This window comes from Bacteroides acidifaciens, from assembly GCF_903181435.1.
GTDB lineage: Bacteria > Bacteroidota > Bacteroidia > Bacteroidales > Bacteroidaceae > Bacteroides.
The window spans coordinates 1,011,791-1,026,850 of record NZ_CAEUHO010000004.1; the positions used below are offsets into that span (position 1 = coordinate 1,011,791).

Here is a 15,060-nt window from a genome sequence, read left to right on the forward strand (position 1 = left end):
AATATTTCGTAACTTTGCGCATCAAATACTTAATAAGCAATTCAATGTCAGAGTCTAAAAGAATAAAAACTGCATTGGTATCTGTATACCACAAAGAAGGTTTGGATGAGATTATTACCAAACTTCACGAAGAGGGAGTAGAGTTTCTGTCAACAGGCGGGACTCGTCAGTTTATTGAATCATTGGGATATCCTTGCAAGGCAGTGGAAGATTTGACCACTTATCCTTCTATCCTCGGTGGTCGAGTAAAGACATTACATCCGAAAATCTTCGGAGGTATCCTTTGCCGTCGCGGACTGGAACAGGATATGCAACAGATTGAGAAATATGAAATTCCCGAAATAGATTTGGTAATTGTTGACTTGTACCCGTTTGAAGCTACCGTAGCTTCCGGTGCGTCCGAAGCAGATATTATTGAAAAAATCGATATAGGCGGAATCTCCCTGATTCGTGCCGCAGCCAAGAACTACAATGATGTAATTATCGTAGCTTCCCAGGCACAATACAAACCGTTGCTGGATATGTTGATGGAGCACGGTGCCACTTCTTCACTTGAAGAACGCCGTTGGATGGCAAAAGAAGCGTTTGCCGTTTCTTCCCACTACGATTCGGCTATCTTCAATTATTTCGATGCCGGCGAAGGCTCTGCTTTCCGTTGCTCGGTGAACAACCAGAAGCAACTCCGTTACGGTGAAAACCCGCATCAGAAAGGTTATTTCTACGGAAACCTGGAGGCTATGTTCGACCAGATTCATGGAAAAGAAATCTCCTACAACAACCTGCTTGACATCAACGCTGCCGTTGATTTGATTGACGAATTCGACGACCTCACTTTTGCTATCCTGAAGCACAACAATGCTTGTGGTCTGGCTTCACGCCCTACCGTATTGGAAGCATGGAAAGACGCATTGGCAGGTGACCCTGTTTCTGCTTTCGGCGGCGTGCTGATTACCAACGGTGTGATCGACAAGGAAGCAGCCGAAGAAATCAACAAGATTTTCTTCGAAGTGATTATTGCACCGGATTATGATGTGGATGCACTCGAAATCCTGGGACAGAAAAAGAACCGCATCATCCTCGTCCGCAAGGAAGCTAAATTGCCGAAGAAGCAATTCCGTGCCCTGCTGAACGGCGTGTTGGTGCAGGATAAAGATACTAATATTGAAACGGTAGCCGACCTGAAAACCGTGACAGACAAAGCTCCTACTCCGGAAGAAGTGGAAGATATGTTGTTTGCCAACAAAATTGTGAAGAACAGCAAGTCCAACGCCATCGTATTGGCAAAAGGCAAACAGCTTCTCGCAAGCGGTGTAGGACAGACTTCACGTGTAGACGCATTGAAACAAGCAATTGAAAAAGCTAAATCATTTGGTTTCGACCTGAATGGTGCCGTGATGGCTTCGGATGCCTTCTTCCCGTTCCCCGACTGTGTGGAAATTGCGGATAAGGAAGGTGTTACGGCTGTTATCCAACCGGGAGGTTCGGTAAAAGACGACCAGTCATTTGCTTATTGCAACGAGCACGGTATGGCGATGGTGACTACCGGTATCCGTCATTTTAAACACTAAAAAAATAAGAATTAAGAATGGGATTGTTTTCTTTTACACAAGAAATTGCGATGGACTTGGGTACAGCCAATACCATCATCATCACGAATGGAAAGATCGTGGTGGATGAGCCTTCGGTTGTAGCTCTGGACCGCCGTACTGATAAGATGATTGCCGTTGGGGAAAAGGCGAAGTTGATGCATGAAAAGACCCACGAAAACATACGCACCATCCGTCCGTTGAGAGACGGTGTAATTGCCGACTTCTATGCTTGCGAGCAGATGATGCGCGGTTTGATTAAGCGGGTGAATACCCGCAACCACTTGTTTTCACCCTCTCTCCGTATGGTGATTGGTGTTCCTTCGGGAAGTACGGAAGTCGAACTCCGTGCTGTTCGCGACTCTGCCGAACATGCTGGCGGACGTGACGTCTATCTGATTTTCGAACCGATGGCTGCGGCAATCGGTATCGGTATCGATGTGGAAGCACCGGAAGGAAACATGATCGTTGATATAGGTGGTGGTTCTACGGAAATTGCCGTAATTTCTTTGGGCGGTATCGTATCCAACAACTCCATCCGTGTTGCCGGTGACGACCTGACCGAAGATATTCGCGAATATATGAGCCGTCAGCATAATGTGAAAGTCAGCGAGCGTATGGCGGAACGTATCAAGATAAACGTAGGGGCAGCCTTGACCGAATTGGGCGAAGGTGCTCCCGAAGATTATATTGTTCACGGTCCGAACCGTATCACAGCTCTTCCGATGGAAGTACCCGTATGCTATCAGGAAGTGGCTCACTGTCTGGAGAAATCAATCTCGAAGATTGAAACAGCTATTCTGAGCGCATTGGAGAGCACTCCGCCCGAACTCTACGCGGATATTGTGCACAATGGTATCTACCTTTCCGGTGGCGGCGCATTGCTTCGTGGACTGGACAAGCGGTTGACTGATAAAATCAATATTCCTTTCCACATTGCGGAAGACCCTTTGCACGCTGTTGCCAAAGGTACAGGAGTTGCGTTAAAGAATGTAGACCGTTTCTCCTTCTTAATGAGATAAGTCAGGGATGAGGAATTTAATAAACTTCCTTCTGAAATACAATTACTGGTTCCTCTTTATCATATTAGAGGTAGCCAGTTTTGTTTTGTTATTTCGGTTCAACCGCTATCAGCAGAGTACCTATTTTACTTCTGCCAATACGGTTGTGGGGGCGGTTTATGAAGTATCGGGAGGTATTTCCTCTTATTTTCATCTGAAATCGGTCAATGAAGACTTGCTGGACCGTAACATGCTGCTTGAACAGCAAATCACGAACCTGGAGAAAGCGTTGAAAGAACGTCAGGTCGATTCGGTGACGGTCAGCAGTATCCGCCAAATGCCGCAGAATGATTACCAACTGTTCAAGGCGCATGTGATAAAGAACAGTCTGACACTGCCTGATAACTACATTACCCTTGATAAGGGTTCTTCTTCCGGCATCCGTCCCGAGATGGGAGTGGTAGACGGTAATGGTATTGTAGGTATTGTGTATGAGACTTCTCCTTCTTATTCAGTAGTTATTTCTGTGTTGAACAGCAAGTCCAATATAAGTTGTAAGATAATAGGCAGTGATTACTTCGGTTATCTGAAGTGGGAGCACGGGGATTCGCGCTACGCCTATCTGAAAGACCTGCCCCGCCATGCGGAATTCAATTTGGGAGATACTGTAGTGACCAGTGGTTTCTCAACCGTATTCCCGGAGGGTATCATGGTAGGTACGGTAGATGATATGGCCGACTCCAATGACGGACTATCCTATCTGTTGAAAATCAAGCTGGCTACCGATTTCGGTAAACTCAGCGATGTGCGTGTAGTAGCCCGAAACGGCCAGGAGGAACAGAAGAAACTTGAAAACAAGGCAACGAAACAATGATTATCACCTATATACATAGAATCGGATGGTTTATCGGCTTGGTACTTCTTCAGGTGCTTATCCTGAATAACGTGCATATAGCGGGATACGCTACTCCCTTTCTCTATATTTACTTTATACTGAAGTTCAACTCCGGCACTTTGCGGAATGAACTGATGCTGTGGGCTTTCTTTTTCGGACTTACCATCGACGTATTTGCCGATACTCCGGGGATGAATGCGGCTGCCACCGTGTTGCTTGCTTTTCTGCGCCCTTCTTTGCTGCGTCTGTTTACTCCCCGTGACAACCTGGACAGCTTCATCCCTTCTTTCAAGACAATAGGAATCACTCCTTTCCTGAAATATACTACTGCAAGTGTTTTTGTGCATAGCTTGGCACTACTCTCTATTGAGTTCTTCTCGTTTTCCAGCATTTGGCTGTTGCTGCTGCGGGTGCTGCTCTGCACCATTCTGACTGTAACTTGTATTGTGGCTGTTGAAGGTATAAGGAAGTAAAGATGGCAAAAGATTATAGATTAGAGAAGCGCAAATTTGTTATCGGCGGCATTGCCCTGTCCATTGTTCTGATTTATCTGATACGGCTTTTCGTATTGCAGATTACAACGGATGACTACAAGAAGAATGCCGACAGTAATGCTTTTTTGAATAAGATACAGTATCCCTCGCGCGGAGCTATCTACGACCGTTCCGGCAAACTGCTGGTATTCAACCAGCCTGCCTATGATATTTCGATTGTCCCGAAGGAAGTCGAGAATCTGGATACGCTCGACCTGTGCCAGTCGCTGAATATCACCCGTGCCCAATTCCTGAAGATTATGAGCGACATGAAAGACCGTCGCCGCAATCCGGGGTATTCCCGCTATACCAACCAGTTGTTCATGTCGCAGCTTTCGGCAGAAGAGTGTGGTGTCTTTCAGGAGAAACTATTCAAGTTCCGTGGCTTCTATATCCAGCGGCGTACAATTCGTCAATATTCCTACAATGCCGCCTCACACGCTTTGGGCGACATCGGAGAGGTTTCCGCCAAAGAAATGGAAGCGGATGAAGAAGGATACTACATTCGTGGCGATTATGTCGGCAAGTTGGGTGTGGAGAAATCATATGAAAAGTATCTGCGTGGAGAGAAAGGAATTGAAATCTTGCTCCGTGATGCGCACGGTCGTATCCAAGGACATTATATGGATGGCGAATACGACCGTCCTTCCGTCCCCGGCAAGAACCTGACATTAAGCCTGGATATTGATTTGCAGATTTTGGGCGAACGTTTATTGAAGAATAAAATTGGAAGTATCGTCGCCATCGAACCGGAAACCGGTGAAATCCTCTGTCTGGTATCTTCTCCGAACTACGACCCGCACCTGATGATTGGCCGTCAGCGCGGTAAAAACCATCTGATGTTGCAGCGCGACAAGATGAAGCCTCTGTTGAACCGTGCTTTGATGGGAGTCTATCCGCCGGGGTCTACCTTTAAGACCGCACAGGGCTTGACCTTCCTGCAAGAAGGCATCATCACCGAGCAAAGTCCGACTTTCCCCTGTTCGCGTGGTTTCCATTATGGCAGGCTGACAGTAGGTTGCCATGCTCACGGAGCACCGATTCCGTTGATACCCGCCATCGCTACATCGTGCAACTCCTACTTCTGTTGGGGGCTGTTCCGTATGTTCGGCGACCGTAAATACGGCTCACCGCAAAATGCTATTACCGTTTGGAAAGACCACATGGTTTCGCAGGGATTCGGTTACAAGCTGGGAGTCGACTTGCCGGGGGAGAAACGTGGATTAATCCCGAACGCCCAATTTTATGATAAAGCCTATCGCGGACATTGGAACGGACTGACAGTAATCAGTATCTCTATCGGACAGGGAGAAATCTTGTCTACTCCTCTTCAGATAGCCAACCTGGGAGCGACGATTGCCAACAGGGGATATTTCGTCACACCGCATATCGTGAAGGAAATCCAGGATAACCAGATAGACAGCCTCTACCGTACCCCACGCTATACCACTATTGAGAAGAGACATTACGAATCGGTGGTTGAAGGTATGCGTGCCGCTGCTACGGGCGGTACTTGCCGGATGCTTTCCATGATGGTACCGGATTTGGAAGCCTGTGGAAAAACGGGTACTGCGCAGAACCGCGGACACGACCACTCGGTATTTATGGGCTTTGCGCCGATGAACAAACCGAAGATTGCTATTGCCGTCTATGTAGAGAACGGCGGATGGGGTGCTACATACGGAGTTCCTTTCGGGGCACTGATGATGGAGCAGTATTTGAAAGGCAAGCTCTCGCCGGAGAACGAATTGAGGGCGGAAGAATTTAGTAACAGAGTGATATTATATGGTAACGAGGAACGATAGTTTGTGGAAAACGTTGGACTGGGTAACGATTTGCATTTACCTGCTCCTGATTGTCGGCGGATGGTTTAGCGTCTGCGGAGCGAGCTATGACTATGGCGAACGCGACTTCCTCGACTTCTCTACCCGTGCCGGAAAACAGTTCGTATGGATTATCTGTTCGTTCGGGTTAGGCTTTGTATTGCTGATGTTGGAAGACCGGATGTATGATATGTTCGCGTATATTATATATATAGGGATGATTCTCTTGCTTATCGTCACTATCTTTATTGCGCCGGACACAAAAGGTTCGCGTTCCTGGCTCGTAATGGGGCCTGTCAGCCTTCAACCCGCCGAATTTGCCAAATTCGCTACAGCCTTGGCGTTGGCAAAATACATGAACGCCTACTCATTCAGCATCAAGAAGGAAAAGTGTGCTTTGATTCTTGGATTGATTATTCTTCTTCCGATGATGCTGATTATCGGTCAGCGGGAAACTGGTTCCGCGTTGGTATATCTCGCCTTTTTCCTGGTTCTCTACCGGGAAGGAATGCCGGGTGTGGTACTCTTTGCCGGAGTATGCGCGGTGATTTATTTTGTGGTCGGCATCCGTTTTGACGAAGTGTTTATAGCCGATACTCCCACGCCATTGGGAGAATTCATTGTATTGCTCCTAGTCTTATTATTTGCCGGAGGCATGGTATGGGTATATCGTAAGAGAGCCGTGCCTACCCGCAACATCATTGGCGGAAGCCTGGGAGTATTATTAATCGCCTATCTGATATCCGAATACTGGGTACATTTCAGCTTGGTTTGGGTACAATGGGGGCTTTGTGCGGTTGTGGTAGGTTATTTGATTTATCTGGCATTAAGTGAGCGGCAACGCACCTATTTTTTGATAGCCTTGTTCACCATCGGCTCCATCGGATTCCTGTATTCCAGTAACTATGTCTTTGACAATGTATTGGAACCTCATCAGCAAATCCGTATCAAGGTAGTATTGGGCTTGGAAGAAGATTTGACGGGTGCGGGATATAATGTGAACCAATCCAAGATTGCCATCGGTTCCGGCGGGTTGACTGGAAAAGGTTTCCTGAATGGCACGCAAACCAAATTGAAATATGTGCCCGAACAAGACACCGACTTCATCTTCTGTACGGTAGGAGAGGAGCAAGGCTTTGTCGGTTCGGCTGCCGTCCTGATAGCTTTCCTTATTCTGATTTTGCGGTTGATATTCCTGTCCGAACGACAACCCTCTACTTTCGGGCGAGTCTATGGCTACTCAGTCGTCAGCATTTTTCTCTTTCACCTATTTATTAATGTCGGCATGGTGCTGGGATTGACTCCGGTTATCGGTATCCCGTTACCGTTCTTCAGTTACGGCGGGTCTTCTTTGTGGGGCTTTACGATATTGCTGTTTATTTTCCTGCGTTTGGATGCAGGGCGGGGAAGAAGGCTTTAGGAGAACTTTTAATCCTCTATGTGTTGTTTCTCAATCCGTATTCCTATGTCATTCATTCCTTGCAATTTCTCGTCTTTCATTCCGCTCATTACCTTAATGGTATAATTGCCCGGATGTAAAGGACGTATGGATTTGACGAATGTTTCTGCCTGATAAACGCTTCCCCATCCTTTCCCTGTCCATCTGCCTGTGGAATCGGCAAGGCTGATGGCGATAGTATCGGTACGCCACACCGTAGAATCCGGCATATTCTGAGAAATGAATAAGTGCAAGTCATGATAAGGATAATCTGTCCTGTTACGGACTTCCGCGAATAACCGGAAAGTGGTAGGAATACTATCAGTGACAGGAATATGGAAAGAGAGCGTATCACTCTTTCCCCATCCTTTATTGGGAAGGGATTGGTAAGAGTGATACACTGTATTTTCGTTGTTACAGGCTGCTAAACAGGCTGTGAACAAACAAAATAAACTATTCCTGAGAAGGCTTTTCATTATTATTCTGCGGTTTCTCCTGGTTCGGGTTTCTTTCCGGTCTTTCTCCTCTTTCGGGTCTTTCCGGTCTGGGACGACGTTCCTGCCCTTGTGGACGCTCCGGTCTATCCAGATTCTGCTGTCTATCCTGGTTTCTGGGTCTTTCCTGATTTTGAGAACGTTCTTGGTTCTGCGGACGCTCTTGGCCTTGCGGACGTTCCGGGCGTCTGTTGTCGTTATTCCGTCCTTGATTCTGTCCCCTGTTCCGATTATTGTTATTGTTGTTTCTCGGCCGGTTTTCTCTTTCCCCTCTGTTACCGTTTTCTGATGGTTGCGAGCGGTTATCGTTTTCTCGTTGAGGTTGTTGCGGACGATTTTCCCCCTCTGCTTGTTGTTGCGGGCGGTTATTATTGTTATTATTTCCTTTCTTCTTCTTTTTGTTATTCCGGTTTCCGTTGTTGCCGCCGTCCTTATTATTCCGGCTACGGTCAAAACGGGTGACACTTTCCTGTTCAAGCAAATCCACCGGTTTCTTCGGTTCCGGCTTTCTCTCTTCTTCGATCAGGCTGTCCGGTTTCATCCCTTTCCTGTTCATTGAGATAATCTCGAACGCACGTTTGCCGCTAATCGTCACTAAGTTTGCCGGGAAACTCTTATCCGTAGAATAAGAAATCTGATTGCTCAGAATATCCGCTTTGAAGAAATAGAAGGTGCCGTCCTTCGTTTCCAATTCAATCTCCTTGGAAGGCAGGCGTTTCTGAGCTTCCACATAGCAGTCCACCTCATAGTTCAGACAGCATTTCAATTTCGCACACTGTCCGGCAAGTTTCTGAGGATTCAGCGAAATATCCTGATAACGGGCTGCACTGGTAGATACTGATACGAAACTCGTCATCCACGTAGCGCAGCAAAGCTCGCGTCCGCAAGGGCCGATACCGCCGATACGTCCCGCTTCCTGGCGCGCACCAATCTGCTTCATCTCGATACGTACACGAAACGCCTCTGCCAATACCTTAATCAGTTGACGGAAATCCACACGCTCGTCCGCAATATAATAGAAGATAGCCTTGTTGCCGTCTCCCTGATACTCCACATCTCCGATTTTCATGTTCAGGTTCAGATTCAAAGCAATCTGACGCGCACGAATCATCGTAGCATGCTCCTTACTTTTGGCTTCGTTGAATTTCTCCATATCCACCGGTTTGGCTTTCCGGTAAACACGCTTGATTTCCGTATCCGCCTTGAAGTTTGCTTTCTTCATTTGCAGCGGAACTAGTCTGCCAGTCAGCGTTACTACACCAATATCATGGCCCGGAGTCGCTTCAACGGCAACAATATCCCCCTTTTCCAGTTTGATTTTATTGCTGTTGCGGTAATACCCCTTTCTAGTATTCTTGAATTGTACTTCTACCATGTCACTCTCTTCCGCATTGCCCGGAATGTCCGCCAGCCAATCGTAGGTGTTCAGTTTCTTATCTTGCCGGGAGCACCCTTTGCAGCAAAGGCCGCCGCTCCCATTATGAAGTTTATATTCCATAGTTTATATATTTATTATTGCTTCAACAGTACAATCATCTTCAGCGAGAAGTCGAAGAATACCATCTTGGCATTTACATTCTGTTCTATATGTAGTTGCGCTTCGCTTAATTCGTCCATGATGCCTATCACATTCCGTTCGTTGACAAAGGGCGCAAAGCGGGTTGCAAAATTCTGTTCATTAATCGTCATATACGTCAGGTCGCGTTGGTGCAGGTTGAAGATAAAATTCTCCCGAATCATGCGTTGGCAATATTCCAGGAAGTTCTTCTGACGCTCACGTCCCATGCCCGCCACTTGCTCGCTCCACATTTTCATCTCCCTGATTTTCCGTTGGTAAGACAATCGCATCAGGCTGACAAACAAGTCAAAAAACAACTGGTTCTCTTCATTCAGATGAATCGTTTCGAGTGCCTTGATAAAGTTCCCGTTTGCCAGATGGGCAATGGAAACACTGTCGGCAGGCAAAATGTTATATTTCGTCTGTAATACCCGGTCGATGCTGGCTTCATCAATCTTCCGCACATTCATGCGTTGGGTACGGCTCAGGATAGTGGGCAGAATCATGTCCGGTGCTTCCGATACTAATAAGAAAACCGTTTTTTCGGGCGGTTCCTCAAGCAGCTTCAGCAGTTTGTTGGCGCATACCGGATGCATTTTTTCCGGCAGCCATACAATCGTAATCTTAAATCCCCCTTCACTGGATTTCAGGCTGAGTTTTTTCAGAATCTCGTCACTTTCTTTAGCGTAAATCAATGCTTGTGAGTTTTCCGCATCCATCTCTCCCAACCAGTGATTGAGGTTAAAGTAAGGATGATTGATAACAAACGGTCGCCAGTCGGCTATATAATCATCGCATACTTCCTTCTTCCCCTTTGCGCTTTTCACGATAGGGAATACGAAATGTACGTCGGGATGCACCAGTTTATTGAATTTCACGCAGGACGGACACGTTCCGCAGGCATCAGTCTCCCCCCGATTAGTGCAACTGATGTAACGTGCGTATGCAATAGCCAGCGGCATTTTCCCGACCCCTTCCGGTCCGCAAATAAGCTGGGCATGTGGAATACGCCCCTCATTCACTTCCTGAATAAGCCGTTGCTTGATTTCTTCCTGTCCGATTACGTCTCTGAAAAACATATCAATAAATGATTTTGGCTACTTCTTTGATACTGTCTACTGCTCCGATAGAGTAGAAATGAATACTCGGCACTCCATGAGCCATCAACTCCTTGCATTGGGCTACACACCATTCGATACCTACCTGCTCGGCTTCCGCGTCATTCTTGCATTTCAAAGCCTCTTTCACCAAGTCTTCCGGCAAATCCACTTTGAAAGTCTTTGGAACCATGCTTAGTTGAGACAGCTTCTTGAACGGCTTGATTCCCGGAATGATAGGTATATTGATACCTGCCGCCTTGGCGTGCTCCACAAACTCAAAATATTTCCTGTTATCGTAGAACAACTGTGTCACGGCATATTCCGCCCCGTTCTCCACTTTTTTCTTCAGCCAGTAAAGGTCAGTCTCGATATTAGGCGCTTCTTCGTGCTTCTCCGGATAACAAGCCACCCCGTATGAAAACGGCGTATTGCTGACTTTCATCTCCGAACCGTCCACAAAAATGCCTTTATTGAAATTATTGATTTGTTCCTGCAACTCGATAGCATGATGATAACCGTCGCCTTCCGGTGTAAATGCCGACTCATGTTTCGCTTTGTCACCACGCAATACCAGTAATTCCGTGATATTCAGAAATTGCAGGTCGAGCAATACATACTCGGTCTCTTCACGTGTGAATCCGCTGCACAAAATATGCGGGACTACTGTAATATTGTATTTATTCTGGATGGCGGCAGCCACGGCAACCGTTCCCGGACGCCTTCTCAGGCGGTTTCTCTGAAACAATCCGTTACCGAGGTCTTTATACACGTATTCGCTGCGGTGGGTGGTGATATTGATATATTTCGGGTCAAATTCCCGAAGCGTATCGATTGTCTGATATAACTTTTCTATTCCCGTTCCTTTCAGCGGTGGAAGTATCTCGAAAGAAAAAGCTGTTTTCTTGTTGCTATGTATTAAATCAATTACTTTCATTCTTTTTTGCTAATGTTCGTTATCTACTTGGATTAAACGTGCATATTGGGACAAAAATACGAAAAAAGAAAGATTTCTTCTTGATTTACTCTAAAATAGTTTTGTTTTATCGTTCTATTATAGATAAAAGAGGGAATAACCCCTATAGGATACACCCTCTCTTATCTAATTATTATTATATCAGAATTTATTTTTCGATGCAGAAGTATTTCCTTATTTATGCGAGCGTAAATAAGGTCGAGTCCTCTTTTTGTAAGAACTGAATATAGATAAAACAGATTTTGTAGAGAAAATACGGATAAAATAGTAGCAACTTCCACAAAAGTTTTTCTCTCTTGTTGTTTCAAGATAAAGGGCTTTTCTGTATGCAATATGCCTTGCGTTTGCCCTGCTTGGTCCTGGCTTTGGAAGACTTTCACACTAGAATAAAAAATCAAAAACATTTCTCATATTCTCATAGTAACGCATATTCATCTGATTACTAAATATATAAAGAATGAGAACAAAATTATTTACATGCTTTTCTCATGGTTTTATTAAGAAAACGCGCTTAAAACAATGCATCTCTCATGCCATTACCGGCATTTCTCATACATCACAAACAGTATTCCTATAGTTTGAGCATGAACACTTAATAAACTGTAACCAAACAACCGTTCATTTTTATTATAACTAACTGACAACTAAAGATTATACACTAGTGTCCCGTTAAAATCGGGACGAGTTATTAATTAATCAAATAATCCCGGAATAAGGGGATTAAATTGTTCTTTGACATCATTGAAATTAGTCTTATTAAACAGCTCTTGTAAAGGCGTTTTATCTGTTAATGAGATGCTAAGAATCTGCAAGACCTCATAAGTTGAACGATTCAGTTGCATATCATATTGTACAATAGCTACTAAACAATAGGTGATGATAGCAACACTAATCTGTATTCGAACCGCATTCTCGGTAGTACCCCAGAACCTTTTTATCTTAAGGTGTTGTTTCAGCCATTTGAAGAAAAGTTCCACGAACCATCTTTTCTTATAAAGATTGGCAACATCAAGTGCAGATATGTGTTTGGCATTCGTCAGGAATGTGAATTCACGATCATCCTCTTCATCATAGAAACGGATGACTCTGAATGATTCAGGATACTTCTTTCCAGAAGTGTACCCTATCAGTTTCACTTCCGCATCTGAAAGGATATTTTTCGGCATTCTACGCTTCCATTTACAGAACTTGCATTTCAGATTAGACTTCGCTCTGACTACAAAGAAAGAACCTGTAAGATGAATCCGATAAAGTTCTTTAAACGAGTCATACGCTCTGTCAAATATATAATAAGCATTTGGCTCATAATTAATTGCGGACATTTCTGTTGAATCATGCCTGGATGCTGTAGTTACTGTATAAAAGGCTGGAAGTTGTGCTTCTATGTCATAAAGGACATGAGCCTTAACTCCACCTTTTTTCTTACGGAACTTCGCCCAAGGGAATGTAGCCAAACATAAAGGAATTGTAGTGGAATCAAACGCATACTTCCTTCCTGGAATATCCAAGATGTGAGTCGATCGTTTTTCACATGCTTCCTTCATCATATAGAAAGCAAAATCTTCGAAGATTCTGTAATCCCGATTCTGATTGGCAGATGCAAGCGTAGTTTTGGCAATGGGCTCACGACCCAATCCCAAATGATAACGCTTTCCTTGATGTGCTTCCAAAGCTACAATCAAGTCACGAAGACTTTCACGATTACTGAGTTGACCGAACATCATTGCAAGTAACTGACTCCAGCAAGTGAAATGTTTCACATAACGATTGCCATCATACTTGTCTACAAGTCTTCTGAACTTATCATTGTTCAAGAATTCTACTAACTGAGCGAAAACATATTTATCTTGGTTCATTTGAGGTCACCTTAATTGACCTCAAAGGTATGATTTCAAATCGTCGCGCCTAAAAAGTAGTATCTAATAGACTATATTTCAATTATTTCAAAGAACTATTTATCCACTTTTACGGGACACTAATGAAGATTATACTACTGTAATCAATAGATTTTCAATAAGACATCTCTATCGTTTCACTCCAGTGAACAGATTCGTTCACTAGAGTGCGCAAATCTATCCACTCTAGTGCAATGGTCTGTCCACTGGAGTGGAATGATACGTATGAAGGCAGGAAAATACAATAATGTCTATTGTAAAAGATATGTTATCTACCGATTCAACGTACAAACTACGGTTATATTGCCCTATACATATTAGTATGCTGAAACAAGGACAAGCATAATATACAGTATGAGAAATGCGAAACAAAGTATGAGAAATACCTTCTTTGAAGGGGCACTGTCCACAATTTTGTGTAAATAGAAAACTTCAGGATTCGGGTTTTATACTTGAATCCTGTTTTCAAATATAGTAATAAATTGGTTAAATATCAATGCCCAATTCCAAATAGGTTGGTACCATTTCTTTTCAATTTCGTTAATGGCCAAATAGACAGATTTTTTCAGTGCATCATCATTTGGAAATGATAGCTTATTTTTGGTGTACTTTCTAATTTTCCCATTTAGATTTTCAATAAGATTAGTGGTATAGATAATCTTTCTAATCTCGACGGGGAAATCAAAGAACACGGTCAGTTCTTCCCAATTATTTCTCCATGAGCGTATCGCATATGGATATTTAGCACCCCATTTTTGCTCAAAGTTATCCAACTCCATCTCAGCTGCTTCTTTAGTAGGTGCATTATAGATGTTCTTTAAATCGGCAGTGAATTCCTTTTTTTCTTTCCAGACGACATAGCGACAGGAGTTTCTAATTTGGTGTACCACACATATTTGAGTAGTAGAGGCAGGAAATACACTCTTGATGGTTTCCGTAAATCCATTCAGGTTATCAGTAACTGTAATCAGAATGTCTTCTACACCACGGGCTTTGAGATCCGTTAAAACGCCCATCCAGAAAGCGGCACTCTCATTTTTGCCAATCCACATACCCAATACTTCTTTCAAACCTTCCTTATTCAGACCTACACATAGGTAAACAGTCTTGTTGATCACTTTGCCGTTTTCTCTGACTTTGAATACGATACCATCCATCCAGACAATCATATATAAACTGTCCAAAGGACGATTCTGCCACTCTGTTGCAGCCTGGCTAACTTTATTGGTGATAATGGAGATAGCGGAGGTGGAAAGGTTAATGCCGTATATTTCCTGCATTTCCGACTCAATATCAGCGACGCTCATACCTTTGGCATAAAGAGAGATGACAAGACGCTCGATTGATAAGCCGCGGGATTGATGCTTGGGAACAACAATAGGCTCAAATTCTCCTTTCCGATCACGAGGAACCTGAATAACAGATTTACCCATCTCGGTTTGAATCTGCTTCCTATAACTACCATTGCGGGAGTTGCCACTATGATCGCCTTGATTGGAGTGTTTTTCATAACCTAAATGGTTATCCATCTCTGCTTCCAGCATTTGTTCATAAACACGAGTATGAAGCTCTTTCATGAAAGCAGTCACATCTTCGCCTGTCTTAAACTGGGACAGAAACTCTTTACTTAAAAATTCTTTAGGAATGTCCATAAAATCTGATTTTTACAAAGTTAATACATAAATAAAAAAACTATGAGAAAAATCCCGTAGTTTTCTATTTACACAATTAGATGGATAGTCCCTTTGAAGGCATTTTAGACCC

The 15,060-nt window shown here is 44.2% G+C and carries 12 protein-coding genes; 6 read left to right on the forward strand and 6 right to left on the reverse strand.

Annotated elements, in window-relative coordinates; all coding sequences use genetic code 11:
- Positions 1 to 44 precede the first annotated feature (44 nt).
- Genes purH through rodA form a run of 6 tightly spaced genes read left to right on the forward strand, consistent with a single transcriptional unit; the run spans position 45 to position 7,258 of the window.
- On the forward strand, positions 45 to 1,568 hold the full coding sequence (gene purH / locus CLIN57ABFB40_RS15870; protein WP_175630983.1) for a bifunctional phosphoribosylaminoimidazolecarboxamide formyltransferase/IMP cyclohydrolase: 1,524 nt from the start codon (positions 45 to 47) through the stop codon (positions 1,566 to 1,568).
- Positions 1,569 to 1,585: 17 nt separating this feature from the next.
- On the forward strand, positions 1,586 to 2,608 hold the full coding sequence (locus tag CLIN57ABFB40_RS15875; protein ID WP_007755856.1) for a rod shape-determining protein: 1,023 nt from the start codon (positions 1,586 to 1,588) through the stop codon (positions 2,606 to 2,608).
- A gap of 7 nt (positions 2,609 to 2,615) precedes the next feature.
- Complete coding sequence (gene mreC / locus CLIN57ABFB40_RS15880) at positions 2,616 to 3,461, forward strand: rod shape-determining protein MreC (RefSeq protein ID WP_175630984.1); 846 nt, start codon at positions 2,616 to 2,618, stop codon at positions 3,459 to 3,461.
- Entirely contained in the window at positions 3,458 to 3,955 is a 498-nt protein-coding gene (gene mreD, locus CLIN57ABFB40_RS15885) for a rod shape-determining protein MreD (RefSeq protein WP_175630985.1), read from the forward strand. The genes mreC and mreD overlap by 4 nt, the downstream gene beginning before the upstream one ends.
- A gap of 2 nt (positions 3,956 to 3,957) precedes the next feature.
- A complete protein-coding gene (mrdA, locus tag CLIN57ABFB40_RS15890) occupies positions 3,958 to 5,820 on the forward strand; it encodes a penicillin-binding protein 2 (RefSeq protein ID WP_175630986.1) in 1,863 nt (620 codons plus the stop codon).
- A complete protein-coding gene (gene rodA, locus CLIN57ABFB40_RS15895) occupies positions 5,801 to 7,258 on the forward strand; it encodes a rod shape-determining protein RodA (RefSeq protein WP_175630987.1) in 1,458 nt (485 codons plus the stop codon). The genes mrdA and rodA overlap by 20 nt, the downstream gene beginning before the upstream one ends.
- Positions 7,259 to 7,266: 8 nt before the next feature.
- On the opposite strand, the gene gldH is transcribed toward rodA, so the two are convergent.
- From gldH to CLIN57ABFB40_RS15925, 6 genes are all read right to left on the reverse strand, one after another.
- Entirely contained in the window at positions 7,267 to 7,752 is a 486-nt protein-coding gene (gldH, locus tag CLIN57ABFB40_RS15900; protein WP_175630988.1) for a gliding motility lipoprotein GldH, read from the reverse strand.
- Positions 7,730 to 9,268, reverse strand: a complete 1,539-nt coding sequence (gene ricT, locus CLIN57ABFB40_RS15905) for a stage 0 sporulation family protein (RefSeq protein WP_175630989.1) — start codon at positions 9,266 to 9,268, stop codon at positions 7,730 to 7,732. Before ricT ends, gldH begins: the two co-directional genes overlap by 23 nt.
- Positions 9,269 to 9,282: 14 nt before the next feature.
- Positions 9,283 to 10,407, reverse strand: coding sequence for an ATP-binding protein (locus tag CLIN57ABFB40_RS15910; protein WP_175630990.1), 1,125 nt, complete (start codon positions 10,405 to 10,407; stop codon positions 9,283 to 9,285).
- Between the two features lies 1 nt (position 10,408).
- Positions 10,409 to 11,362, reverse strand: coding sequence for a methylenetetrahydrofolate reductase [NAD(P)H] (gene metF / locus CLIN57ABFB40_RS15915; RefSeq protein ID WP_175630991.1), 954 nt, complete (start codon positions 11,360 to 11,362; stop codon positions 10,409 to 10,411).
- 731 nt (positions 11,363 to 12,093) lie between these two features.
- On the reverse strand, positions 12,094 to 13,257 hold the full coding sequence (locus CLIN57ABFB40_RS15920; protein WP_175628393.1) for an IS4 family transposase: 1,164 nt from the start codon (positions 13,255 to 13,257) through the stop codon (positions 12,094 to 12,096).
- Between the two features lie 485 nt (positions 13,258 to 13,742).
- Positions 13,743 to 14,948, reverse strand: a complete 1,206-nt coding sequence (locus CLIN57ABFB40_RS15925; RefSeq protein WP_175628958.1) for an IS256 family transposase — start codon at positions 14,946 to 14,948, stop codon at positions 13,743 to 13,745.
- Between the last annotated feature and the right edge of the window lie 112 nt (positions 14,949 to 15,060).

What these genes read in the sequence shown, in the direction of transcription:
- mreC (WP_175630984.1), top strand. Translation starts at nt 2,616, where the DNA reads ATGAGGAATTTAATAAACTTCCTTCTGAAATACAATTACTGGTTCCTC.
- rodA (WP_175630987.1), top strand. Translation starts at nt 5,801, where the DNA reads ATGGTAACGAGGAACGATAGTTTGTGGAAAACGTTGGACTGGGTAACG.
- metF (WP_175630991.1), bottom strand. Translation starts at nt 11,362, where the DNA reads ATGAAAGTAATTGATTTAATACATAGCAACAAGAAAACAGCTTTTTCT.
- ricT (WP_175630989.1), bottom strand. Translation starts at nt 9,268, where the DNA reads ATGGAATATAAACTTCATAATGGGAGCGGCGGCCTTTGCTGCAAAGGG.
- CLIN57ABFB40_RS15910 (WP_175630990.1), bottom strand. Translation starts at nt 10,407, where the DNA reads ATGTTTTTCAGAGACGTAATCGGACAGGAAGAAATCAAGCAACGGCTT.
- mreD (WP_175630985.1), top strand. Translation starts at nt 3,458, where the DNA reads ATGATTATCACCTATATACATAGAATCGGATGGTTTATCGGCTTGGTA.
- purH (WP_175630983.1), top strand. Translation starts at nt 45, where the DNA reads ATGTCAGAGTCTAAAAGAATAAAAACTGCATTGGTATCTGTATACCAC.
- CLIN57ABFB40_RS15875 (WP_007755856.1), top strand. Translation starts at nt 1,586, where the DNA reads ATGGGATTGTTTTCTTTTACACAAGAAATTGCGATGGACTTGGGTACA.
- CLIN57ABFB40_RS15925 (WP_175628958.1), bottom strand. Translation starts at nt 14,948, where the DNA reads ATGGACATTCCTAAAGAATTTTTAAGTAAAGAGTTTCTGTCCCAGTTT.
- CLIN57ABFB40_RS15920 (WP_175628393.1), bottom strand. Translation starts at nt 13,257, where the DNA reads ATGAACCAAGATAAATATGTTTTCGCTCAGTTAGTAGAATTCTTGAAC.
- mrdA (WP_175630986.1), top strand. Translation starts at nt 3,958, where the DNA reads ATGGCAAAAGATTATAGATTAGAGAAGCGCAAATTTGTTATCGGCGGC.
- gldH (WP_175630988.1), bottom strand. Translation starts at nt 7,752, where the DNA reads ATGAAAAGCCTTCTCAGGAATAGTTTATTTTGTTTGTTCACAGCCTGT.